The sequence below is a fragment of the Trichocoleus sp. ST-U1 genome (assembly GCF_039961835.1).
Taxonomy (GTDB): Bacteria; Cyanobacteriota; Cyanobacteriia; order Cyanobacteriales; family FACHB-T130; genus FACHB-T130.
The window spans coordinates 14545-36657 of record NZ_JAMPJZ010000046.1; the positions used below are offsets into that span (position 1 = coordinate 14545).

General features: G+C 47.6%; 21 protein-coding genes. 14 read left to right on the forward strand and 7 right to left on the reverse strand.

Features of this window, described 5'->3' with window-relative positions; all coding sequences use genetic code 11:
- Positions 1-141 precede the first annotated feature (141 nt).
- The 3 genes from NDA06_RS16590 to NDA06_RS16600 all read left to right on the forward strand — a co-directional run bounded on the left by NDA06_RS16590 (position 142) and on the right by NDA06_RS16600 (position 3635).
- Positions 142-1059, forward strand: a complete 918-nt coding sequence (locus NDA06_RS16590; protein ID WP_190427258.1) for an SDR family oxidoreductase — start codon at positions 142-144, stop codon at positions 1057-1059.
- A gap of 134 nt (positions 1060-1193) precedes the next feature.
- Positions 1194-2495 carry an ATP-grasp domain-containing protein gene (locus NDA06_RS16595; protein WP_190427262.1) on the forward strand — a complete coding sequence of 434 codons (1302 nt, stop codon included), beginning with the start codon at positions 1194-1196 and terminating at the stop codon, positions 2493-2495.
- A gap of 210 nt (positions 2496-2705) precedes the next feature.
- Positions 2706-3635: a CoA-binding protein gene (locus NDA06_RS16600; RefSeq protein WP_190535721.1), complete on the forward strand. Its 930-nt coding sequence runs from the start codon at positions 2706-2708 to the stop codon at positions 3633-3635.
- 64 nt (positions 3636-3699) lie between these two features.
- Here the strand turns inward: NDA06_RS16600 and NDA06_RS16605 are convergent, their stop codons facing one another.
- From NDA06_RS16605 to NDA06_RS16615, 3 genes are all read right to left on the reverse strand, one after another.
- Positions 3700-5319 (reverse strand): hypothetical protein, encoded by a 1620-nt coding sequence (locus tag NDA06_RS16605; protein ID WP_190986137.1) that lies wholly within the window; start codon positions 5317-5319, stop codon positions 3700-3702.
- Between the two features lie 111 nt (positions 5320-5430).
- Positions 5431-7161: an ABC transporter permease gene (locus tag NDA06_RS16610; RefSeq protein ID WP_190535724.1), complete on the reverse strand. Its 1731-nt coding sequence runs from the start codon at positions 7159-7161 to the stop codon at positions 5431-5433.
- 106 nt (positions 7162-7267) lie between these two features.
- On the reverse strand, positions 7268-8218 hold the full coding sequence (locus NDA06_RS16615) for an ABC transporter ATP-binding protein (protein ID WP_190414301.1): 951 nt from the start codon (positions 8216-8218) through the stop codon (positions 7268-7270).
- A gap of 909 nt (positions 8219-9127) precedes the next feature.
- Between NDA06_RS16615 and leuB the strand changes: the two genes are divergently transcribed.
- From leuB to NDA06_RS16670, 11 genes are all read left to right on the forward strand, one after another.
- Complete coding sequence (gene leuB, locus NDA06_RS16620) at positions 9128-10219, forward strand: 3-isopropylmalate dehydrogenase (protein WP_190986136.1); 1092 nt, start codon at positions 9128-9130, stop codon at positions 10217-10219.
- A 103-nt stretch (positions 10220-10322) separates the two neighbouring features.
- Positions 10323-10586, forward strand: a complete 264-nt coding sequence (locus NDA06_RS16625) for a hypothetical protein (protein WP_190414298.1) — start codon at positions 10323-10325, stop codon at positions 10584-10586.
- Between the two features lie 87 nt (positions 10587-10673).
- Complete coding sequence (locus NDA06_RS16630) at positions 10674-11495, forward strand: A24 family peptidase (RefSeq protein ID WP_190986135.1); 822 nt, start codon at positions 10674-10676, stop codon at positions 11493-11495.
- Positions 11496-11549: 54 nt separating this feature from the next.
- Entirely contained in the window at positions 11550-11762 is a 213-nt protein-coding gene (locus tag NDA06_RS16635) for a hypothetical protein (protein WP_190414294.1), read from the forward strand.
- Between the two features lie 42 nt (positions 11763-11804).
- Positions 11805-12743 (forward strand): acetyl-CoA carboxylase, carboxyltransferase subunit beta, encoded by a 939-nt coding sequence (accD, locus tag NDA06_RS16640; RefSeq protein ID WP_190414293.1) that lies wholly within the window; start codon positions 11805-11807, stop codon positions 12741-12743.
- A gap of 72 nt (positions 12744-12815) precedes the next feature.
- Positions 12816-13010: a translation initiation factor IF-2 N-terminal domain-containing protein gene (locus NDA06_RS16645; RefSeq protein ID WP_190414291.1), complete on the forward strand. Its 195-nt coding sequence runs from the start codon at positions 12816-12818 to the stop codon at positions 13008-13010.
- A 179-nt stretch (positions 13011-13189) separates the two neighbouring features.
- A complete protein-coding gene (psbV, locus tag NDA06_RS16650) occupies positions 13190-13681 on the forward strand; it encodes a photosystem II cytochrome c-550 (RefSeq protein WP_190414289.1) in 492 nt (163 codons plus the stop codon).
- Between the two features lie 77 nt (positions 13682-13758).
- The gene (gene psbV2 / locus NDA06_RS16655; RefSeq protein ID WP_190414287.1) at positions 13759-14250 is read left to right on the forward strand and encodes a photosystem II cytochrome PsbV2; all 492 of its coding nucleotides are present in this window, start codon (positions 13759-13761) and stop codon (positions 14248-14250) included.
- 138 nt (positions 14251-14388) lie between these two features.
- Positions 14389-14808 carry a plastocyanin gene (gene petE, locus NDA06_RS16660; protein ID WP_190414285.1) on the forward strand — a complete coding sequence of 140 codons (420 nt, stop codon included), beginning with the start codon at positions 14389-14391 and terminating at the stop codon, positions 14806-14808.
- A 157-nt stretch (positions 14809-14965) separates the two neighbouring features.
- Positions 14966-15298 carry a cytochrome c6 PetJ gene (gene petJ, locus NDA06_RS16665; RefSeq protein ID WP_190414283.1) on the forward strand — a complete coding sequence of 111 codons (333 nt, stop codon included), beginning with the start codon at positions 14966-14968 and terminating at the stop codon, positions 15296-15298.
- 189 nt (positions 15299-15487) lie between these two features.
- Positions 15488-16213, forward strand: a complete 726-nt coding sequence (locus NDA06_RS16670) for a rhomboid family intramembrane serine protease (RefSeq protein ID WP_190414281.1) — start codon at positions 15488-15490, stop codon at positions 16211-16213.
- A 228-nt stretch (positions 16214-16441) separates the two neighbouring features.
- On the opposite strand, the gene NDA06_RS16675 is transcribed toward NDA06_RS16670, so the two are convergent.
- The 4 genes from NDA06_RS16675 to crtB all read right to left on the reverse strand — a co-directional run bounded on the left by NDA06_RS16675 (position 16442) and on the right by crtB (position 22086).
- Positions 16442-18616 (reverse strand): tyrosine-protein kinase domain-containing protein, encoded by a 2175-nt coding sequence (locus NDA06_RS16675; protein WP_190986134.1) that lies wholly within the window; start codon positions 18614-18616, stop codon positions 16442-16444.
- Positions 18617-18783: 167 nt separating this feature from the next.
- Positions 18784-20076 (reverse strand): polysaccharide biosynthesis/export family protein, encoded by a 1293-nt coding sequence (locus tag NDA06_RS16680; RefSeq protein WP_199324116.1) that lies wholly within the window; start codon positions 20074-20076, stop codon positions 18784-18786.
- A 394-nt stretch (positions 20077-20470) separates the two neighbouring features.
- A complete protein-coding gene (locus NDA06_RS16685) occupies positions 20471-21205 on the reverse strand; it encodes a cyanoexosortase B system-associated protein (RefSeq protein WP_190986133.1) in 735 nt (244 codons plus the stop codon).
- Positions 21202-22086, reverse strand: coding sequence for a cyanoexosortase B (crtB, locus tag NDA06_RS16690; protein ID WP_190414275.1), 885 nt, complete (start codon positions 22084-22086; stop codon positions 21202-21204). The genes NDA06_RS16685 and crtB overlap by 4 nt, the downstream gene beginning before the upstream one ends.
- Between the last annotated feature and the right edge of the window lie 27 nt (positions 22087-22113).

A 22113-nucleotide genomic window follows, 5' to 3' on the forward strand; every position in this document is an offset into this window, starting at 1 on the left:
TTGCAATAATTAAAAAATCTAATCAAAAATCTAAAAATTTGTCTTGGCTACAGCGAATTGGCTATTGCTTGCAATGCTAGGGCTTACCATTAACAACTGTACGGGCACGCGGCTAAGGTGTTAGCCTACTGAACTCAAGTTATGAAGATCGATACTCCACCGCTATCTGAACAAGTCATCCTAATTACAGGAGCTTCTACTGGGATTGGCGCTGCTCTGGCGCAAGTTTTAGCGACTCAGTCGTTGGGAATCCGGCTCGTCTTAGCAGCTCGAAACCAGGAAAAATTGGAGGAAGTCGCAACTTTCTGCCGCAAAGCGGGTGCTGATGTGCTGGTTGTTCCCACCGATATCTCTCAAGTTGAGCAGGCTAAAGCTTTGGCAACTAAAACGATCGACCATTTTGGGCGCGTGGATGCCTTGGTCAATAATGCCGGATATGGACAGATGGGACCAGTAGAGTTGATTCCATTTGAGGCGGTGCAGCGGCAGTTTCAGGTCAATTTACTCGGCCCGCTTGCCTTAATTCAAGCTTTAATTCCAGGAATGCGGGACCAAGGGGGTGGACGGATCGTTAATATTAGTTCTCTAGGCGGACGGCTTGCGTTTCCCTTTGGAGGGTTATATAGTTCCTCTAAATTTGCTTTGGAAGGAATTAGCGATGCACTTCGGATGGAACTGGCTCCATTCAATATCAAAGTCAGCGTGATTGAACCAGGGCCAGTCAGTACGGAGTTTTTCGCGGTAGCAGCGCAACGGGTTGAGCAAGCGATATCAACTCCACAAGATACACCTTACCGGGCTGCTTTTGAGCGGCTAGAAGGGCTAGAGGAACGAACCAGTAGTCGAGCTTGGACTTCCGAACGGGTTGCTAAAGTGGTTGTGCGATCGCTCACCGACCGTCATCCTCGTCCCCGCTACGTGGCTGCTACTGGGGGAGATATTCTACTGTTTTTAATGAACAAAGTGTTGCCTACCAGGGCGGTTGATGCCTTTTGGCAGCGTTTCTATGGAATTGATAAAGTCGCCAAAGACTGGCAAAGTCGTCAGAAACAGGGGTAATCGGGATTGGGTAATTGTCACTCGTCATTATCGTTAGCCATTCGTCTTTGGTTTGCTGCGACTGCCGAATAACGAATCCCTTTTTTCTCAATTACCATTCCCCATTCCCCATCCCTCATCCTTAATTGCCATTCATGGATTTACTAGAATATCAAGCTAAAGAATTATTTCGGGAGATGGGCATTCCCGTTTTGCCTTCTCAACGAATTGATAATTCCAGAGACCTCAAGGGTTTGCAAATTCCTTACCCGGTTGTCCTAAAATCGCAGGTGCGTGCTGGTGGACGGGGTAGAGCGGGTGGAATTCGATTTGCAGAAAACACCATCGATGCGATCGCGGCAGCACGGACGATTTTTAATTTGCCGATTCTGGGTGAATATCCCCAAGTGCTTCTAGCAGAAGCAAAATACGATGCTACTCGTGAATTTTATCTAGCCGTCACCCTAGACTACGACCTTCGTCGCCCGGTGCTGCTAGGTTCCTCACAAGGAGGCATGAACTTGGAAGCGGTGATGGAGCTTCTTCAGCAAGTAGTTGTTGACCAAGAATTTTCCTCTTTTTATGCCCGCCATCTGACTCTGAAAATGGGACTCCAAGGTTCCTTGATCCAGTCAGTTAGCACCGTTATCGAAAAGATGTACCATCTGTTTGTCCAAAACGATTTAGATGGAGTAGAAATCAATCCCCTAGGTGTAAGTCCTACAGGCGAATTGATGGCTTTAGATGGCAAAATTACAGTCAATGATGCTGCTCTTAGACGTCATCCCGCTTTGGCTTCTCTAGCGGCAAAAATGCCTCAGTCCGATATCGCGAAGGAAACGCCTACAGACATCGATCCCGGTAAGTTTCTACCCATTCAGAACTGGCTGAATCGAGATGGTAATATTGGGATTCTCTGTAACGGCACCAGCTTGGCGATGGCAATGGTAGATTTGGTTTACAGCGCTGGCGGTAAGCCGAGACTTTGCCTAATTGTGGGTGAGGAGGCGAGTGGAAATTTGACACCCGCATCTTGGAGAGAACAGCTCGAACAAGCGCTGGAGCGTCTCACTCAAAATAAAAATATTAAAGTATTGCTGGTTAATATTTTGGGCAATACCGCAGCGAGTCAGGAAGTCGTTGCAGTGATTGATTCATATCTGCAACGAAAAGTTAATGAAATGACAGAGCATCCGCAGCGAATGACTCGACGGGTTAGTACACCCAGCCCCAAGGACTCTCGCACCCGGATCGGCGATCGCAGACCAGAATTTCTCACCCTGCTTCCCCAATTTGTTGTCCGCTTAGCAGGTGGCGAACTCGACAAAAGCCAAGAGCCTCTAGCCACGATGCCCGTACACTGGAGCGATAATCTGGATGACGCTGTTGAGCAAGCGATTTCCCTAGCCAAAGCAGCAGCTAAAAGTAGATCCGGGACTCCCAGCACCAAATCGTGAGGCAAGGTTGTTTTAGCGGTCGAGCTTTCATGCTGCTTTGCTTGGCATTAAAGTTACATTCAAGACGTTGGCTTGCTCCTGTCAACCTGACTCGCTCATCTCAACCTGATATAGATGTATGGGAGATGTTAGATACCGACATTTGTTATTAGACCTCATGTGCTGTTCGCGCACGAACGTTGCATGGAAAATAGACTTTGGTAAAGGATCATGAAGTTAACGCCAGACAGTAAAATCCTGATACAAGGCATCGCAGAACCACTTGCGTCAACCTACACTGCCCGAATGATAGCTTACGGCACGAAGGTAGTAGCTGGGGTCAGTGCCGGTCAGGGAGGGCAAACGCTGGATGGCATTCCGGTGTTCGACCTGGTAGAGCAGGCGATACAGTCGGTCGGAGCGGTTGACATTAGCATTATCTTTGTACGACCTTACGCGGCGCTTGATGCTGCGCTAGAAGCAATCGCAGCAGGTATCCGACAAATTATTCTGATTACGGGTGGGATACCTCCCCTGGATATGGTTCGGCTGCTCAGAAAGGCAGAGGCGACTCAAACTCTCATCGTCGGTCCCAGCAGTGCTGGGATTATTGTTCCAGGCAAGGTTTTACTAGGCACTCATGAACCTGAATTTTATAGTCCTGGATCGGTGGGGCTGCTCAGCCGCAGCGGCAATCTCACCTACGAAGTAGCCGGAGAAATGACACGAGCCGGTTATGGTCAGTCGATTGCCGTCAGTATTGGCAGCGAGCCGTTTGTCGGATCTTCTGTCGTACAATGGCTGGAAATTTTGGCAGCAGATAAAAACACGAAGGTCATTGTTTTAGTCAGCCATATCAGCCATACCAGTTCTAGTGATGAACAGGCGGCAGCAGAATACATCGTTGCTACACTTGATAAGCCAGTAATTGTATATTTTGTCGGTCGCTTGCTTCCACAAGAAAAACTTTTAGGCCCAGGGAATGCACTTGGTTTTTGGCGTCAGGAAGCGATGCTCGCTTCTCCACAGGCTGAACTTGCGGCCGAACAGACACCTGAAAACCGAAAAATTGCCGCTTTCAAGCAAGCGAAAATTCCAATAGCAGAGCGCCCTTCCCAAATTCCAGATTTGGTGAAAAAGGCGCTCAAAAAGTCGGGTTGAAAATTGAGTTAGAGCGGGAAGAGAGGGAGAAGCAGTCGCGATATTTCTCCCTCTCTGAAGTGTTCTAGCGGGCGGGCGCTGATGGACGATTGGCAAAGATTGCTTTGGAGGAAGATGCGCCTGCTAATCGCATCTGCCGCGTCAATTGTAAGCTTAACAATGTCGTAACGCTCCACTGTCCCAAGATTGTCAGAAAAATGGGAATTGCGGAGGCTTCTTTTACCCCTATCCACGGAAAGGCGGTAAGCAGCCACACACCAGAGCTTTGATAAAATGGCATCGACAGCACGCTGAAAAAGATTGGGGGAAATGCAATCAAGGCTATTACAGTTATGCCAGCCCAGAGCGATCGCTTTGCTGTTTTCATAAATAGCAGCGTCTGAGCGATACCCGCCAATATCAGGAGCCAGTTTAGACTCAAGATCAAACCTAAAATAGCTGAAATCTTGGCACTGTTTTGAGGCCAAAACAGAATCCAAGCACCCCAAATTACGGTTTTAATGCCCAAATTTACTGCTACTGCCACCAGTGATGGGCTTTTTTCACCCCACAGCAAATCCTGCATTAAGCCGCTTTTCCAAAAACTTTTACGGTTAGAAACCTTTTCGCGGCGGTAACGCGCCCAATCCTGTAATGCCTGACGGTGAGGGGATAAAGCAGCAATTAAACCCAAGAACCATAGCAGATTTACGGTTTCCATAAAGACCAACAATCCCCACAGAAATCCAGATTCAGCAAATTGTGCCGGATTTAAGTGGTTCTTTTGTAGACAAAAACCTAGAAGCAGGAATTCAAAATAAGCGACCATCCAGTAACTTTGTTTTTTGCTGATAAGCGTGGCGTTGGCATTAGCAAAACGCCGATTTAAGGCTTGCCAAATCCAGTAAGTCCACAAACTAAAAGTTAGAATTGCAAAGGTCTCAGCTAACAAAAAGTTACTACCGAGCGGTATATAAAACCATTGCCAATAGTATAGTACTGAATCGCTCCAATCATAATTGGCCTGTGTAACCAGGGACACAGACCAATTAATTACATTTAGCCAAGGCAAAGCAAATACAAAGGTTAAAAAACTGGCTGACGAAGCTTGAAATTCGCTCAAAAATCCATAAAGTAAGGCAGCGCTATAGAAGAAATAGTAACTAGCACCTGAGAGCAAATAAAAACTCACCAGAAAGTAAAAAGGTACACCGGCACTAATCGCAGACCAGCAATGCAATGGTAGTGCTAGGGCCACACCCAGATAAAGTAAAATAGGCACTCCCAGGATTTTCCCCGTCAAAATGCTTTGACTTGATTGGGGACTCAATCGAATGAAATTCAGGGTGCCTCGACGCTCTTCTTTACCAAGGTCGCTGAGAATCATATAGACCCCAGCGAGTAATAAGATAAGAGGCAAAGTCCAATTCAAAATGCTGAATAGGGTTTGCCACCACTGCTGCCAGTCAATGACAATCTCACCGGCAGCATCCAACCGGCAGTTGTAGTTACTGGTTCTTACACAAAAGCTGCTGTAGGTTCCATCAAGATTTAGTTGTTCGTAAAAATATAAGACCAGTAAAAACTGACTAATCAAAGAGACACCGATAGCGATCGCTAACTTGCGAGTTTTCAGTTGTCCTTTGAGTTCGCGCAGAAACTGAGGGTTCCAATCGCCCAATCGCTCCATCCAAAGTAGGTTCATCTCTGTTTTCCTTGATCGCAAGTTTTGAGAAGAAACCCGTTTTCTGCCTCGAAAACGGGTTTTTCTAGATTTAGTTTTTCTGTGTCTGCATCGATTCGAGCGATCGCTTCTCTACAAGCCGTTAGCAGGCAAAGAGGGACGATTGGACATCAGCGATTTCGACGCGGACTCGCCCGCTTGTCGCAACTGTCGTGCTGTCTGAATACTCAACAAGCTGAACATTAGCCACTGACCCAGCACTGCCAGACCTAGGCTAGTCGCAGCAGCATCTTTGACAGCACCCCAGGCGAAGACGGAAAACAGCCATACACCAGGGATTTTAGCGGGAGAGATTGATAGTAAGCCGAACACAATCGGCGGCAATATAATCAATCCAGCCACTGTACTTGCTGCCCAGAGCGATCGCTTCGGCGTCTTCATGAACAGCATTAGCTGAGCAACACCTGCGTAAATCAAGATTAAATTGACACTCAGCAGGATGGTCGCCAGCGCTGATGCTTTATACGCACTTGCAGGCCAAAGGAGTATCCAAGGCACCATGATAGTTGAAGCAATCAGTAAATTCAGTGCCACTGCTCCCACTGAAGGGCTTTTTTCCCCCCAAACCAAATCCTGCACCAAGTTTTTCACGCGAGAAGATGTTTTCTCCCGTCGGTAACGCGCCCAATCCTGCAAAACTTGGCGGTGAGGCGACAACGCCGCCATCAGACACAAGAACAGCGGCAAATTTAACAACAGCAAACCACCAAAATTATCAAACAGTCCGCCTGGTATAGATTCTGGATTATCTGCGCGCCATTTGGGTAGGGTTAGGGCAAATCCCAGAACAGCCACTTCAAAGCAAGCCGTCATTATATAACTCTGCCGTTTGCTGAGGAGAGTCGTACTGGGATTGTGAAAGCAACGCTTCATCCCTTGCCAAAACCATAAAGTTCCCACCGCATAGTTCAGCACGCTAAAGCCGATGACATTCCAGATGCTGGTACCTAGAGGTAAGTAAAACCATTTCCAGGCTTCCAGTTGCGCCATTCCCATTGACGTTGAATAGGCACTTCCTTGAGAACTGGCATTAATGAGGTATGCCAGCACAATTGAAGGAGAAAATAGATGCAGCCAATCTAGGGGGGAATTATGGATGATTGTGCTGCTGTTAAGGCTCAAGCCAGTCATGAGGGTCAGAAACATCAGCACGATGCCACTGCCAATCCAAGACTGAAATCCACCGAGTCCACCAGCGACCAATCCATAAAGTAAGGCGGCGCTGTAGATGCAAGCGGCGCTGGCAACCACGACACCATAAAAGCCCAGAATGAGGACTAAAGGAATTTCAGCCGACAGACCCGCAAACAAATGCAAAGGAATCGCCAGACCGGCTAGGAGATAAAGTAAAATCGGCACTCCCAGCAGCTTGCCGCTGAAAATACTGGTTGTTGACTGGGGGCTGAGGCGAATGAAATTCAGCGTGCCGCGATTTTCTTCCCGCGATAGGTCGCTAATTAGCATATAGGTGCCAGCCACCAAGACGGTCAGGAAGCCAATAACACTCAGCCAGACGAACACATCTAGCCACCACAATTGCCAGTTAATAACAATATTGCCAAGGGGGTCTAGAAGGCATTTCTGCCCATAACCAGGGCGATAGTCTAGGCAATATCTACTGTAGATATCGCCCGTACCCGTATCAACCGGCAGTTGAGTCGCGAAACTCATCAGCAGTAGCATTTGACCCATCAGCGCGATCGCTACTGCAATTAATACATTTCGGGGTTTAAGACGCCCTTTAATTTCTCGTAACAGCTGGGGATTCCAATCTCCCAGCCGGTCGCTCCAATTAATTTTCATCACTAAAAAATCTCCAGAATTAAATTCAGTGCTGAGTGAAGAGTAAGCATTGTTAATAACTCAGTCCAAAGCCTTCAGTCCTCAGCCCTCAGTCCTCAATCTTGTCTTATGATGCTTGCTGGTGTCCCAGCTTCAGGAAAATGGTTTCCAAGTCTTCCTGAGTGCAATGAAATTCGGTCAGAGGGATGTCAGATTCAACAAGCGATCGCAACAACTTAGCACAATCTTCCTGACCCCCAGAAAAGTAAAGGCGCACTCGCTCTTGTCCCGCCATCACCTCCAATTCTTCGACTAAAGGATGGTTTCTCAGCTTTGATACAAGTGACTCTAGCTTACCCAACGTAGACAAGAAAATTTGCTGGCGGCTGAGGCGGCGGCGAAGTTCCTTGAGTGGCGAACTTTCTACGAGAAAGCCGAGTTCCATGATGCCTACTGAGGTGCAAAGTTCCTCTAAGTCGCTAAGGACGTGTGACGAAATGACAATCGTCATCCCGGCTTCCTGCAATACTTTGATGATTTCCCGAAACTGCATCCTGGCAAGAGGATCTAATCCGGAAACGGGTTCATCCAACAGCAGCAAAATCGGTTCGTGAATAATTGTCCGCGCCAGACTTAGGCGCTGTTTCATCCCCCGCGAGAGAGTGGCAATCATGCTATTGCGCTTACCCGTTAGCTGCACCAGTTCTAAAACTTCCCGCAGGCGCTGGCTGCGGTGTGGTTCTCGCAAGCGGTAGAGACGCCCAAAATAGTCTAGGTAGTCCCAGACTGTCAAATCGTCGTACAGGGGGAAGTCATCAGGTAGATAGCCGAGTCGCCGCTTCAGGGTAGGGTTGCTGTGATCGCGTTGCAGGCGATCGCCATTAATATAAATTTCACCTGTCGTTGGCTCTTCAGCCGCCGCCAACATCCGCAGCAAAGTTGTTTTACCGGCTCCATTCGGTCCAATTAGTCCATAGACTTCACCAGCTTTTACCTGTAAATCAATATCATTAACTGCAATATGTCGATCGAATTGCTTGGTGAGTCCACAAGTTTGAATTGCCAGTTCTTTTGCCATAGCTGCTGAGGGTTGACTGTAAGATGGCTTGCTTGAGTGCTAGCGTAGCCTTTACCTACAGCATTTGCCACGAGCGTTTCTGAAATTTAAACAAGATTGCAGAACCGATTAGCCTTGTAATTCCTTAATTTGTCCCAATTAGGATACTTTCAGGGGGATCAGACATTTTACTATTTGGTTCAGCTAGCACCTTCAAGCATAGAAGGCTCTTACAAGAGCGATCGCACTTTTGGCTCTGTGTCAATGCCGTTCGTTAATATTCGGATGCTCTGTTCTTCCAATCCTCAAATAGCACGCCTGTAATCTTTAATAATTCTCTGCAAGCATTTTAATTAATTTTATTTAATAAAGTTTACTGTTTTTTTGGACATTCACAACTCCAATACATTACATCATTTATTGAAAAAATATTTAATAAATTTGCTTGCGAATCAGCCTTAGATATTTTATTCTTTCATCTTGAACTTTCTTACTTGCAACTATTTAATAAATTCAAAAGAGGTTCAAAAGCCAGTTAGTAAAAGACACGAGTCCTAAATCAACTTCGACAATGGCACATAAATCATCCGATATCGAGCTGATAAAATGCTGAAAAATAGTATTGGCATTTTATAGAGACGAAGCGATTCGAGCGGCAATTTCTCCTTGTTAGCAGCATTGACTGAATGCTTTGCCCATTACATTATGGATGGTGTTATAACCAACTTCTCAGACATCCCGCTCCTAGCTGCCCTCACCGCCTTCTTTTTTGGCAGAAAGTTAGCAATCAGAGGAATTGCTGGTATTCCCGCACCTATTTAGGTCTAGCTGGGCTTTAGCTCTAGCTGGGCAGATTGTAACTGAATCTGAACGTTTTTCAGGTACATTTCCCCTGTATGATTAATAACTCGCAAGAGTTTTGAACAACCTATGACACAGCAGAACTACCGTATTACCCTACTTCCCGGCGATGGCATTGGCCCTGAAATTATGGCAGTAGCGGTAGACGTGTTGAAACTTGTCGGGAAACAATTTGAGATTCAGTTTGAATTTCAAGAAGCCCTTGTGGGGGGTGCGGCGATTGACGCTACGGGAGAACCGCTACCCGCCCAAACGTTGGAAACATGCCGCAATAGCGATGCTGTTTTACTGGCTGCTATTGGCGGTTATAAGTGGGATAACCTCCCTCGCCATCAACGCCCGGAAACGGGTTTGCTAGGACTCAGGGCTGGTCTTGGGTTATTCGCCAATTTGCGTCCCGCCAAAATATTACCCCAGTTAGTGGATGCTTCGTCCTTGAAACGGGAAGTGGTCGAGGGCGTTGATATCATGGTGGTGCGCGAATTGACTGGTGGTATCTACTTTGGGGAACCGAGGGGAATTTTTGCTACGGAAACAGGCGAAAAGCGCGGCGTCAATACAATGGCTTATACGGAATCAGAGATTGACCGGATTGGGCGAGTAGCCTTTGAGACAGCGCAAAAACGCAGTGGGAAGCTATGTTCGGTGGATAAATCAAATGTGCTGGAAGTGTCGCAGTTGTGGCGCGATCGCATAACTGCGCTCTCTAAAGAATATCCAGATGTGGAATTGTCTCACCTCTATGTAGACGCCGCTGCTATGCAACTTCTTCGCTGGCCTAAACAATTCGACACAATTGTGACAGGTAATCTATTTGGTGATATCCTGTCTGATGCTGCCGCTATGCTTACCGGCAGTATTGGAATGTTACCTTCTGCCAGTTTAGGTGCATCTGGTCCTGGTGTCTTTGAACCCGTCCACGGTTCTGCCCCCGATATCGCTGGGCAGGATAAAGCAAATCCGCTGGCGCAGGTTCTGAGTGCAGCGATGATGCTGCGCTACGCCTTAGACCAGCCTGCTGCTGCCGACAGAATCGAGCAAGCGGTGATGCAAGTTCTGGATGAGGGCGATCGCACGGGTGACATTATGTCTGAGGGGATGAATCTTTTAGGGTGCAGTGCAATGGGCAATGCATTAATCCAAGCACTAGAAAAGCCTTAAGAAAATTTCATCCTCAACTGCAACAAAAATTGGTATACCTATTGCAGTTTGCAGGAATTGCACGGGTAGATTATAGACTAGCTCAAATAACAGGGGTAGACGAGTGGTTTACGCTTCACAGCAACGGTTAGAAAATCGGACGGAAAGGATAGATATCCCCGTGTTGCTAGACCCCAGCATCGTCAGAGCAGCTCGACAAATCTATCGGACTTACTCGGAAGTCCATCCAGACCGTATGCAGCGCCCTCTAGGGGTGGCAATCGATCGGTATACCTATCGGGGCAAGCTGATTTTTGCAGGCAAACCGATTCTGTTGCCGCAAGAATGTTTTGTGCCTTTTAGTCAAATTGAGTCGGAAATATATTAGTGATTAGTCTAAATTGTCCTTAGTCATGAGTCATGACCCACTACTAATGACCCATGACTCATGACCCGTGACTGATAACTAATTGCTATGGATGATTTGATGGCGTTGCCTGCTGCTGCGATTGTCTTCGCATTGGGTGCCTCAATTGGCAGTTTTCTCAATGTGGTAGTTTATCGATTGCCAGCAGGTTTATCGATTCTTTGGCCCCCTTCTCGTTGCCCGCAATGTCTGCATCGACTGGGTAAAGGTGAAAATGTCCCAATTGTCGGTTGGCTGCGGTTACAGGGGCGCTGTCGCCACTGTAGAAGCAAGATTTCCGGGCGCTATCCACTGGTAGAAGCGGCAACAGGGATGTTGTTTTTGCTAGTTTTCTTGACGTTTGGCATTTCGGTGCAAACGCTAGGATATTGGGCTTTTTTTAGCTGGTTGTTAACACTATCGCTGATCGATTTAGACACAATGACATTGCCCAATCCACTTACTCAAACCGGCTTAATTTTGGGTTTAGTGTTTCAGGGGATCGCAGGTTTTCTGCTAGCAGCAAGTTGGGCGGAAAGTGCAAATCATTTGATGTCAGGCATTGTGGGTGGTGTAGTCGGAATTTGGTTGTTTGACATCATTGCTTTTGCGGGAGCGATCGCTTTGGGACGAGCGGCAATGGGTGGAGGAGATGCTAAACTGGCGGCAATGATGGGAGCCTGGTTGGGCTGGAAGAATTTGCTACTGGCTGGGTTTTTGGCTTGTGTACTGGGAGCCTTTGCCGGTGGGGGAGCGATCGCGCTTGGCTGGCTTGACCGGCACCGCCCCATGCCGTTTGGTCCCTTCCTAGCACTGGGAGCGCTTTTGGCAGCTTTTTGGGGTGAGGCGATTTGGTCTGCTTACCTGCAACTCTTTTTCCCCCTCAATTAACGCATTCCCCCTGCCCTGATTTACCGCAATACTGCCGTATTGTAAGATATTCCAGTGTCTTGGATTACCCTAAAAACAAATTGCGCTCGCTGGGAAGCTGAATTAATGCAGCAAATGCTAGCGGCTCATCAAATTCCTAGTCGGATTCTCGACCTCGGTGTGGCACCTTATTTTGGTGCGGGGAGTCCTACTGCCTTACAGGTGCGATCGCAGGATCGGTGGGCCGCTCTGCTATTATTGAGTCCGATTCAGGAAGAGCAAGCTTAAAGCGTAGGAAAATCATTTTAATAAGAGGAATTAACCGTTTTCATGTCTCTATTTGATTGGTTTGCAAATCGACGAAAATCAGAGCCAATTAGTGAACAGCGGCAAGAGCGTGAGATTGCGGATGGGCTGTGGACAAAGTGCGAGGCATGTAGTGTCCTTGCTTATACCAAAGACCTCCGCTCAAACAATATGGTTTGCCTGGAGTGCAACCATCACAACCGGGTGTTCAGCGATGAACGCATCCGCCAGCTGATCGATGCCAATACTTGGATGCCGTTGGATGAACAGGTGTTTCCCACCGATCCGTTGAAGTTCCGCGATCGCAAACAATATTGCGATCGCTTGCGAGAAACTCAAGACAAAACTGGCTTGGTGGACGCCGTGCAGACAGGAATGGGGCAATTGGAAAACTTGCCTGTCGCCCTCGGTGTCATGGACTTCCGCTTCATGGGCGGTAGCATGGGTTCTGTCGTCGGAGAAAAAATTACCCGCCTGATTGAACGAGCTACCTGGGAAAGAAAGCCAGTCGTAGTTGTCTGTGCCTCCGGCGGTGCCAGAATGCAGGAAGGAATGTTAAGTCTGATGCAAATGGCGAAAATCTCCGGAGCCTTGGAGCGTCATCAAGAAGCCAGACTGCTGTATATCCCGGTTCTCACTCACCCTACAACGGGAGGCGTCACGGCTTCTTTTGCCATGTTGGGAGACATCATTCTCGCAGAGCCAAAAGCCACAATTGGCTTTGCAGGGCGTCGCGTGATCGAACAAACCTTGCGAGAAAAGCTCCCCGATGATTTTCAAACTTCTGAGTATTTGCTCCAGCACGGTTTTGTAGATGCTATTGTGCCCCGCACTCAGTTAAAGAAAACTCTAGCCCAACTCATTCGGCTACACCAATTTCTCCCCCCTGCACCGCCCCCCGTTCCCCTGTCAGAAACGATCGACTCCGAGCGTCCAGTTTCTAGATTGATCCCAAGCAACTAGACAGGGAAGGGAAAGCGACCGCAAGAGTGGGATGATATTGATATTAGAGCGGTTCAATCTCTCTCAATCATCATGGGTTTTGCAGACCTGTCCATTGCCGAAATCGCAGCAGACTATAACCTCCCAGTAGAGGAGGTTTTCAAGCTGTGCGAACAATTGGGAATCGCCTATAAAACCCAACAGAGCCGTCTGGCTCTGGAGGATGCCAAGGCCATCATTTCTAAGATTCTGTCTCAAAAGCAGGGATCGGGCACGGACGGAGGGTAAAATTAATCCCGACCAACTATCCTGAGTCCCAACAGTCGATTTTCCTTTTTGGCAATCGGCTTGCTTCTTTTTGTCCAGATGATTGGTTGAGAAGCCTGCAACTTAGGGGTCGGCTTACTAAGATTGAGTCCAGCTGTGTTGTGGATCAAAAACTCGCACCAAATTTCTTAAGGAGAACCATGCTTAAGCGATACATAAGTCTGGCTTTAGCCACTGTAATTTTCACCTTCGGATTGCTTGTCACTCAGGTAATGGCAGTCGAACTAACTGACGAAGTTCGCACTGTAAAATTAAACGATCGAGGACAGCAGGTGACATTAAACCTAAAACAAGTCGCCGAAGGCAAACGCCTATTTAACTATGCCTGCGCTTCGTGCCATGCTGGGGGCGTTACCAAGACTGATTTCAACGTCGGTTTAGGTCCGGACGATTTGGCTGGGGCAACCCCACCGCGCGACAACATTGCCGCTCTGGTGGATTATATGCATCATCCCACGACCTACGATGGGGAAACTGCAATCTCTGAAGTACACCCCAGCATAGAGAGTTCCGATATTTATACGGTGATGAGAAATCTCACAGATGATGACCTGTTTAAGATCGGCGGTCATATCCTTCTACAGCCGAAAATCCTCGGCGAACAGTGGGGAGGCGGTAAAGCCGTGCGCTAAGTAAAGTTATGAGTTATGAATTTTGAATGAATTCATAACTCATAATTTTTATATTTTGTCAATCCATAAGATGGTCAATGCTGCGTCAATTCTTCTCACTTCGCCGTTTATTTTTGATTTTTGGCATCTGCTTGGGCGTCTGGATGGTCAGTTTACCGGCTCAAGCCGCAACCTCCTACATTCGGCAGTACCTGCGAGTTACTGAACCCATTTCTTTAGATTTAGATGGGCAAGGTCAGACCCGCCAGTTCTCTGTGGAAGATTTCTCAGCAGGCAAGCAGTTATTTGAACAACACTGTCTAAATTGTCATGTCGGCGGTGCGACCTTGCCTAACCCCGCTGTATCCTTGTCTCTGAAGGACTTGACTGGTGCCACTCCACCCCGCGACACCATCAACAGCATTGTGGCTTTCCTTCGACAGCCGATGACCTACGACGGGAGCGAAGAAAGCTTTTGGTGTCGTCAAGTACCGGAAAGTTGGATGCCGCGACAGGAGGTGGAAACGATAGCAGCCTTTGTTCTAAGAGCCGCGCAGGTAGCACCGGGATGGGGTACAAATGATTTCTGATCTTCGTGCCGGTTCAGGATGCATCTGCCAATGCCTCCGATTGATAGAAAGCAAAAATGTTTTAATCTTCTACAGAATGTAAGCGTTAAAGCTAAAATATTACTAAACAAAATTAATTGACAATTTTGGGAGGAAACGATGAGATTGAGAATGGCAATTCCACGAAGCTTAGGTTTACTAATTTGCACAATTCTGCTAGTAGTCTCTAGCTTTGTGTTGTCAGCTTCTCCTGCATCAGCAGAAACCTATACGATTAAAATGGGCACAGATGCCGGGATGTTGAAGTTTGAACCGGCTAAACTCACAATCAAGCCGGGTGACACAGTAAAATTTGTCAATAATAAACTAGCTCCCCATAATGCTGTTTTTGATGATAAGGGAGTGCCAAACGGAGATAAAGCGCTGGCTAAGGATCTGTCTCACACCAAGTTGCTAAACTCTCCAGGAGAATCCTACGAAACGACTTTCCCCGCTGACACACCACCAGGCACCTATACCTACTATTGTCAACCTCACAGAGGCGCTGGGATGGTTGGTAAAATTACCGTCGAGGGTTAATAGAATCGTTCCTTTAGGCTGGCAATTCAATCATAATCACCCTTGAGGTTTAAGATTTCTTCTCCTCTTTGGTGATAGAAAAAGCCTTGAAGAAGCTTAGAATAGTTCTGCAAGGCTTTTTTTTATGACTGTACCTGTTAAGAAGAGGAGAATCAAGTTGAGGAAACTGTTATCGGTTTTACTGTTGACGATTGCGGTGTTGACAGGTGCCTTAACTCGCCCAGCCAATGCAGCTGATACAGTCAGTGGTGCTAAAATTTTCAGCGCTAACTGCGCTGCTTGCCATGTGGGCGGCGGTAACGTGATTATGGCTAATAAAACTTTAAAGAAGGATGCCCTAGACAAGTATGGGATGTACTCGATGGATGCCATTGTCAACCAGGTAATGAATGGTAAAAATGCTATGCCAGCCTTCAAAGGACGTCTGAATAAACAACAAATTGAGGATGTTGCTGCCTATGTCATGGAAAAGGCTGCACAGGGCTGGTAGTCTGACAATAATTTCTTCATGCACCATGATTAAACCCCTCTAATGTCCCTAGAGGGGTTTATTTATTGCCTCTACCTTCTCACCGAGAGCGTCTCATACTGGATCTCTATCCAGAGGTGAAAAGACAGCTAGGAAGAAATTAAGTTATGTTGTTTCCAGCTTTTGCTTGGATAGTTAGGAAAGACGCCTGTGGTTCCTTTACGTGATGATAATCCTACACGCCTCACTCCGTATGTCACTTATGGACTGATTGCTGCGAATATTTTGGCTTTTATATATGAGTTGACTTTGGCTCCACAACAGCTGGAAGGTTTTTTTCGCCTTGCCGCTGTGGTTCCTAGAGAGTTATCTGCTAGCTTTAGTGGCATACCTGTGAATCAGCCGGTACCGGAGTGGCTGACACTGGTGACATCGCAATTCTTGCACGGCGGGTTTTTACACCTTGCCGGTAATATGCTGTTCCTCTGGATTTTTGGCAATAACGTTGAAGACAAGCTGGGTCACGTTAGGTACTTAATTTTTTACCTGACTTGCGGGATTCTAGCGGCTTTAACTCAGTGGTATTTTTCAATGAACTCTGGCATTCCTTCCTTGGGGGCCAGTGGCGCGATCGCGGGTGTCTTAGGAGCCTACATTCTCAGATTCCCTAATATACAAGTGCTAACATTAATTCCTCTGGGTATCTTCTTCACCACGATTCGCGTTCCTGCTGTTTTCTTCCTCGGTTTTTGGTTTGTTCAGCAGGCTTTTTATGGTGTTGCGAGTCTGAATGCGCCTGCGAATATTGGTATGGAGCAAGGTGGAGTTGCCTATTGGGCACACGCTGGTGGCTTTGTTTTCGGGGCAATCTTAGCACCGCTGTTGGGATTGTTTTCTTCCAATTCGGACAATCATCCAGAACAACAAACTTTTTAGCAAGCGGTTCTTGGCGGAACTGGCATATTGTGAAAATCAGGAAAACAGGAAAAGCAGTCACTTCTTCTCCTGTGCTACAACCAAGAATCTAAACTGGTTTTTTTAGACGTTTTACAGCTTGGTTTTTACGAATGGCTAACTGCTCATTACCTTTCTACAATGAGCGGTTAGCCATTTGTCATTAGCGGTTTCCATTGGGGATGGATATCCGAACCAGATTTGCGATGATTAGCGCTTAATGTACTCATTTGGCACTTTTTCGGACCGAGAAGGAGAAGGTTCTAATTCTTCTTCTTCTTCTATGTCGGCTTCAATGTCCTCATTGTTCACACTGGGAACCTGTACTGGCGTGTCTACCGCATTGATGAGTGCTCCCACGAGTGGTAGTTCTGCTTCGGTCAATTGATCGACTGCCTCTACCAAAATACTCTCCTGGGTGAAACCGGGTCGAGTCACCAGCACGATACCATCGGCGTAAGGTTCCAATAGGAGAGCATCGTTGCACCGGCTTAAGGCGGGGGTATCGAGAATCACCAAGTCAAAACGACCTCGCGCATCTTCGATCAGCCGCCTGAGTTCGCTGGATTCTAAAATGGCAGCAGCATTACGTACCGGACCGGGACTAGGCACCACGTATAGGTTTTCAATATCTGGAACTAAACGGATACACTCACTTAACTGAGTGTAGTACCGTAGGGGTTCTAGACTAGCACCTGGATCGGGAGAGACTTTCAGGAATTTGGACTCAGAAGGCGATCGCAAATCAGTTTCTATCACTAGAGTGCGCTTGCCAGCACAAGCCGATGCGATTCCAAGGTTATAAGCATTGACTGTCTTACCCTCTTGGCTAATCGTGCTGGTCAATAACACAACTTTCAAGGGTTGATCGCTGGCTCGCCGCAGATTGCTGCGGAAGCGTTCGTAATACTCGTGATAAACAGAATCCTGCTGGAGCAGAACTGGCGTTTCGCCCAATTGCGGATCTTGGAGGGCAACGAAAGGCACTTCACCCAGCACCAGCACATCCCGTTGTCGTAGTGCCGCCCGCACTTCCTCGACCGTGTAGAACGTGCCATCCAGCATCGCTAACAGGAAAATCAATCCGCCACCCACTAATACCCCGACCAAAGCTCCCACGGCTACCGTTATCGGTAAGCTTTGGCTCTTCTGCTCGCTAGCGGCGACTTGTGGCGGTTGGGCAATGGTGAGACTGCTAACCGTCTCGGCTTCTGCTGCCTTGGCATCTACTAATGCCACCTGCATCTTATCGTACAGACCTTGTTTGAGCTGAACCTGCTGTTGTAGTCGGGCTTGATCCAGCTGTTTATTGGGGATTTTTACATATTCAGCACGGAGTTGCTGCTCGGTTTTGCGACTAGCCTGTAGTTGCTGTTGCAGCGTTTCGCGCTGGGTTTGTAAAGCTACCAGCGTGTTTGCCATACCTTGCCGCGTGGGGTCGAGGCTGCTGTCTCTCCGAATTTGGCTGGGGGGCAAGGGTGCTGCTACACCGCCTCCACCCATCACCTCCGATGCTCGCGACGATAGCAGTTCATTGTAGGCTGTTAACTGTTTTTTCAGCTGAATGATTTGAGGATGCTCCTGCCGCAAATCCCGGCTGAGAATTTGCAGTTGGGTTTCAGTTTGATGGATTTGCGATCGCAAGCTGTTAATAATTGGGTCAGCACTCAAGGCAGAAGACGTGTAAGCTTCAGCCGCCGTCAAACCCAACTTGTTTTGCAGACTGCGAATTTGGGTGTCAATTCCCTCCAAAGTCATCTGAAGCTGACGTTGCTGCTCTTGGCTACCAGAAATTGCACCCAGTGTCCTCCCATCCTGAGCGGCAACCAGTGCAGGTCCCTCCTGGCGGATATACTGCTCTAGTCTCTGTTGCGCCTCTTTAAGTTGCATCTCAGCAGGAGATAACCGGGCACTGATGGAGTCAATAATCGCTCGTAGCCGGGAGCTGTTAATCAAACGGCTCTGTTCCACCATTCCCTGCATTAGCGCTTCCAAGGTAGCACCCGCCCGCTTCGGGTCGCTATCGCTGTAAGAAACTTGAATAACCTTCGGTCCGTCCTCCTCCGGCAGCTTTACTTTCGCATTTTTAGCAATTTGTGCTGTGTCTGCTTTCACGCGCGTTGCTGCTGCTTTGACCACATTCTCTGCTAGCAGCGTATCCTCATTCAGCTCTTGACCCTGCTTTTGAATCGCTTGCGTCGTCGTTGAAAATGGTGCAATCGGCCCGTTATAAGCCAGCACCCCTGTGGCCTTGAAAACAGGAGCTGGTGCTGGTTGTATACCCATGACGGCTGACGCACCGACAATGATAGTAAAACCAGCTAATCCAATCCATTTATGTTGATCCAGGGCGATCAGATAACGCTTAACAATAGGAGGAGTCATGGTCGTTTTTGGGCCTAGGGGCTAATGAGGAAATCAGGAGTAGAAACAAGTAGAAATCAAAAGTTCACGCTAAATATTTTTCTTATTTTGCTGCTTTGGCTTGATATTTTCTAACATTTATTTTCTTGGATATTTTTGGTTTCAGGTAGCATTTATTACCAGCTTCTCTAGTCGGAGTTATTGTTACTATCAGTCGTCGGACCAAACAGATCGGTAGCACTTTCTCTTAGCTGGTCAAAAAATAGCAGGAATCCCAAAATATCCCGGAAAGGTTGAGTAAAAGTACTCAAGGCATAAGTGATTTTACCAACCAAGTTACGGCCCACCACAATGACATCGTTGTTCCTTAGGGGGACATTTTGAGCAATGTTTCCCAGTAGCGCTGCTTTCCCGTCTATTTTCTGAGTCACTGCTTTGCCGCGTTCGGGATCGAATCGAATCAGGGCAATATTTCGCAGGTTAGAATTATCTGGGCTAGGGCCAATCGCGCTTAAAGCATCAACAAATGTACTACCGTTGGGCAAGCTAATACTACCAATTCCCCCACCAGCGTAGCTCAAAACTCGGATGTTGATCTGCTGCTGAGACACAGTAGAACGAGAAACTAGCGAGCGATCGTAGTTTTGCTCCGTGGCAACTTCTAGCTTCGGGATGACTACTGCATCGCCATCTTGTAAGCGTAAATTGGGGAGTGACTGTCCATTTAGCAGCGGCGTAAACAAATCAACCCGTTGCTCAATTGTCGAGCCATCGATCCGGGCGCGACGCACCAAAACCGATCGCATATCTCCGAGATTAGTGCTGCCACCAGCGATTAGCAATGCCGCAGAAAGTTGAGCGCCAGGAGCCAGGGTGTAAAAACCAGGTCTAACGACTTCGCCGCTGATAGTAACTTGGGCTGGACGTTGGCCTGCCAGCGTTACAGTGACCGCGGGATCGATGACAAAGCGGTTTAATCCCAAGCGAATTTTTTCCTGGGCTTCTTCCAGAGTCAGACCTAGTACAGATATTTTCCCTAATAGGGGTGCCACGATGTTTCCTTCCGCGTCAATGACGCTTTGAAAACTCAAGTCTGGAAAACGCTCAACCAACGCCGAAATCGTATCTCCCGTTCCCAGCAGGTAGCGATTATTAAACTGGGTCGGCTGTCCCTCAAACGGCTGAGGCGGTGGATAACCCAGCGGTGGTGGTGGACTGGTGGGATCGATAGGAGCTGCTGGAATCACCACCGGCGATTGTATGTTCTCGTTCGTATTAGGGGGAGGAGGTGGAGGCGGGAGGGGAGGCGCAACCGAGTTGGGTAAGGTGGGTAAAGTTTGACTCATCCCTCTACCAGCAAAAGTCCCTGAGTGCAGCATCCAGAGTAGGACACTACTCGGCAACGTGTAGACAGTGGTGTGGAGAGTGAAGAGAAAGAAGGCGGCGAAGCGGTGGAACCGGCCTCCAGAAGTGCGAGACATAAGTATATTCACTAAGACCTTAGGGAACCGATCATCAAATTTATCAGTTATAACTCACTGTGCAACTTTCTTTGCATTCTCAACAAAGCGATCGCGTCTTGAAGTTCCTCCCCAGAAATTCATCCCGTGATGTTTTAGACTGGCACGATTGCAAATCCTAAAACCCTTATGGAGCTTTAGGTTCCCTTCCAACATCCTTGGATCAAGATGCGATAAACTTCTACCCGTTAGAAAACCGTTTGGCTTCTAAACTCCACCGGGTTGCATCAAGGGTGACAATTCTCAAAAAGTTGCACATCTCGAAAAGTTGCACAGATTGCACAGAGTGTAGTTATCAGTAAATTCATTCTTCAAATCCAAGCGAGTCAAGCAAATTTCTCCTCCCACTCTCAACTCATAACTCTTTCATCAAAGCAGCTTGAACCGTTTGACCGAGCGATTTAGCCAGTGGTAGAGCTGTGTCAACCTCAGCCAAAGGCTCCATCGGTATCAAGATGCTAACAGCAACCCAAGGCAAGCGGCGACGGTGCAATTGAGCCATTTGATCCGCCCAGAACCAACCACTAGGAGACGGATTGCCTCCTCCAGGCCAAGCGTACCACTGAAGCACGGCGAAGGTCTGCTGCCGAGTCCAACCGCGAAAGAAACGAGCTTTAACATCGGAAGATGTCGGACGTGTAGCAGAAGTTCCAGATTCTGTAGTGTTTTGAGTTCCCCTTTGTGCTTGAGTTTCAACCTTAAACTGCAACCGCTGCTCTTGATCGGTTTGCCACTCTTTAAACCCATTAATATCCATCCACTCAACCTCTGGTTGAGCCTTGCGATCTTCTTGAGGCAAAAGCAGCAAAGTTACCTGGGTTTTTTCATCCTGCTGGAGTTCCTGAATCGACCATTTATGACCGCCAATCGTTACGGTATCCTGTTGTTGAGTCTGCCAGCCGGGAAGCGCTAGACCAGCCTGCCGTATATTTTTGAGTTGTTTGAGGTTGGTCACTCGTGGGGGATTTGCCCAAGACCAGCGTCCTGTCAAGTAACTAGGAACTGCGCCAATTGCCATCAGTCCGACAAGAAAACTCAGTAAGACGACTTTAGAAAATTGAAAGCGCTGCAATTTCTTGGGCAGTTTCATGCTTCATCCTTCTGAGGCTCATCTGAAATATATCGATCGATCGCATTGAGTAGAAGCACAATTAACCCCAACATACAGGCAGAATAAACATCACCGCCCCAGCCTTCGTGCAGCCAATCAAAAGTTTTTTCTTGGCCAGTACCATGAAAGAAAGTTAGCAGCGTATTGCGGACGATATTACCAGTAACGCTAATGACTACTGCACCGACGACTAACAAAATCGTCTTCGTGCGAGATGCCCAAGCACCCGTCCAGTAAAGCAACATCAAGGTTACATAAAGACTGGTGAATAACATCTTAAGTCCAGCGCAGAAAGGCGCAACTTCTACAATTCGTCCGCCTACGAATAAGTAAATCTGGTTGACAGTAACATTCATCCCGAACTGAGTCAGGATGAAACCAGCTGTTGCAGCAATGAATCGCTGGAGGGGCAAGGTATAGGGAGCTAGTAAGTAAGGAATTTGGGTCGGCGTTGCCAAAAATACGAGTAACAAGGGAAAGCCTTGAAGTTTGAAGCCAGGAACTCCTTTCAGCCACAGACAAAGTCCAGCTAATACAGCGGGAAAGGATAAATTTATCAGGTCAGTAATGCCGCTGAGATAAAATACCCCGCCCAAGGCTAGCAAGGCTGCGCCTAGTGGATGACTTGTATCTGGTAACTGACGCCATTGTTGTCGATTTGACCAGGTTATATAGGCGGCAAAAGGCAACCCAATTAAACCGTGGCTGTAATATTCATGTTCAATACTGATATTTTTGTTCAACCAGCCATCGTACCAGTGCCATAACAGTGGAGCATACAGAATCACCAGCAAAGCAACAATGGTTCCTTCTAGCAAGTAACGCTCAATGGCAATTGGAATCTTTCTCTCAAAATGCATAGTTTGACCTTAATTTTCTAAGCTTTT

Excerpts from the sequence above, each read along its gene's own strand:
- NDA06_RS16590 (WP_190427258.1), top strand. The coding sequence starts at position 142 with ATGAAGATCGATACTCCACCGCTATCTGAACAAGTCATCCTAATTACA.
- NDA06_RS16595 (WP_190427262.1), top strand. The coding sequence starts at position 1,194 with ATGGATTTACTAGAATATCAAGCTAAAGAATTATTTCGGGAGATGGGC.
- NDA06_RS16600 (WP_190535721.1), top strand. The coding sequence starts at position 2,706 with ATGAAGTTAACGCCAGACAGTAAAATCCTGATACAAGGCATCGCAGAA.
- NDA06_RS16605 (WP_190986137.1), bottom strand. The coding sequence starts at position 5,319 with ATGAACCTACTTTGGATGGAGCGATTGGGCGATTGGAACCCTCAGTTT.
- NDA06_RS16610 (WP_190535724.1), bottom strand. The coding sequence starts at position 7,161 with ATGAAAATTAATTGGAGCGACCGGCTGGGAGATTGGAATCCCCAGCTG.
- NDA06_RS16615 (WP_190414301.1), bottom strand. The coding sequence starts at position 8,218 with ATGGCAAAAGAACTGGCAATTCAAACTTGTGGACTCACCAAGCAATTC.
- leuB (WP_190986136.1), top strand. The coding sequence starts at position 9,128 with ATGACACAGCAGAACTACCGTATTACCCTACTTCCCGGCGATGGCATT.
- NDA06_RS16630 (WP_190986135.1), top strand. The coding sequence starts at position 10,674 with ATGGATGATTTGATGGCGTTGCCTGCTGCTGCGATTGTCTTCGCATTG.
- accD (WP_190414293.1), top strand. The coding sequence starts at position 11,805 with ATGTCTCTATTTGATTGGTTTGCAAATCGACGAAAATCAGAGCCAATT.
- NDA06_RS16645 (WP_190414291.1), top strand. The coding sequence starts at position 12,816 with ATGGGTTTTGCAGACCTGTCCATTGCCGAAATCGCAGCAGACTATAAC.
- psbV (WP_190414289.1), top strand. The coding sequence starts at position 13,190 with ATGCTTAAGCGATACATAAGTCTGGCTTTAGCCACTGTAATTTTCACC.
- psbV2 (WP_190414287.1), top strand. The coding sequence starts at position 13,759 with ATGCTGCGTCAATTCTTCTCACTTCGCCGTTTATTTTTGATTTTTGGC.
- petE (WP_190414285.1), top strand. The coding sequence starts at position 14,389 with ATGAGATTGAGAATGGCAATTCCACGAAGCTTAGGTTTACTAATTTGC.
- NDA06_RS16675 (WP_190986134.1), bottom strand. The coding sequence starts at position 18,616 with ATGACTCCTCCTATTGTTAAGCGTTATCTGATCGCCCTGGATCAACAT.
- NDA06_RS16680 (WP_199324116.1), bottom strand. The coding sequence starts at position 20,076 with ATGTCTCGCACTTCTGGAGGCCGGTTCCACCGCTTCGCCGCCTTCTTT.
- NDA06_RS16685 (WP_190986133.1), bottom strand. The coding sequence starts at position 21,205 with ATGAAACTGCCCAAGAAATTGCAGCGCTTTCAATTTTCTAAAGTCGTC.
- crtB (WP_190414275.1), bottom strand. The coding sequence starts at position 22,086 with ATGCATTTTGAGAGAAAGATTCCAATTGCCATTGAGCGTTACTTGCTA.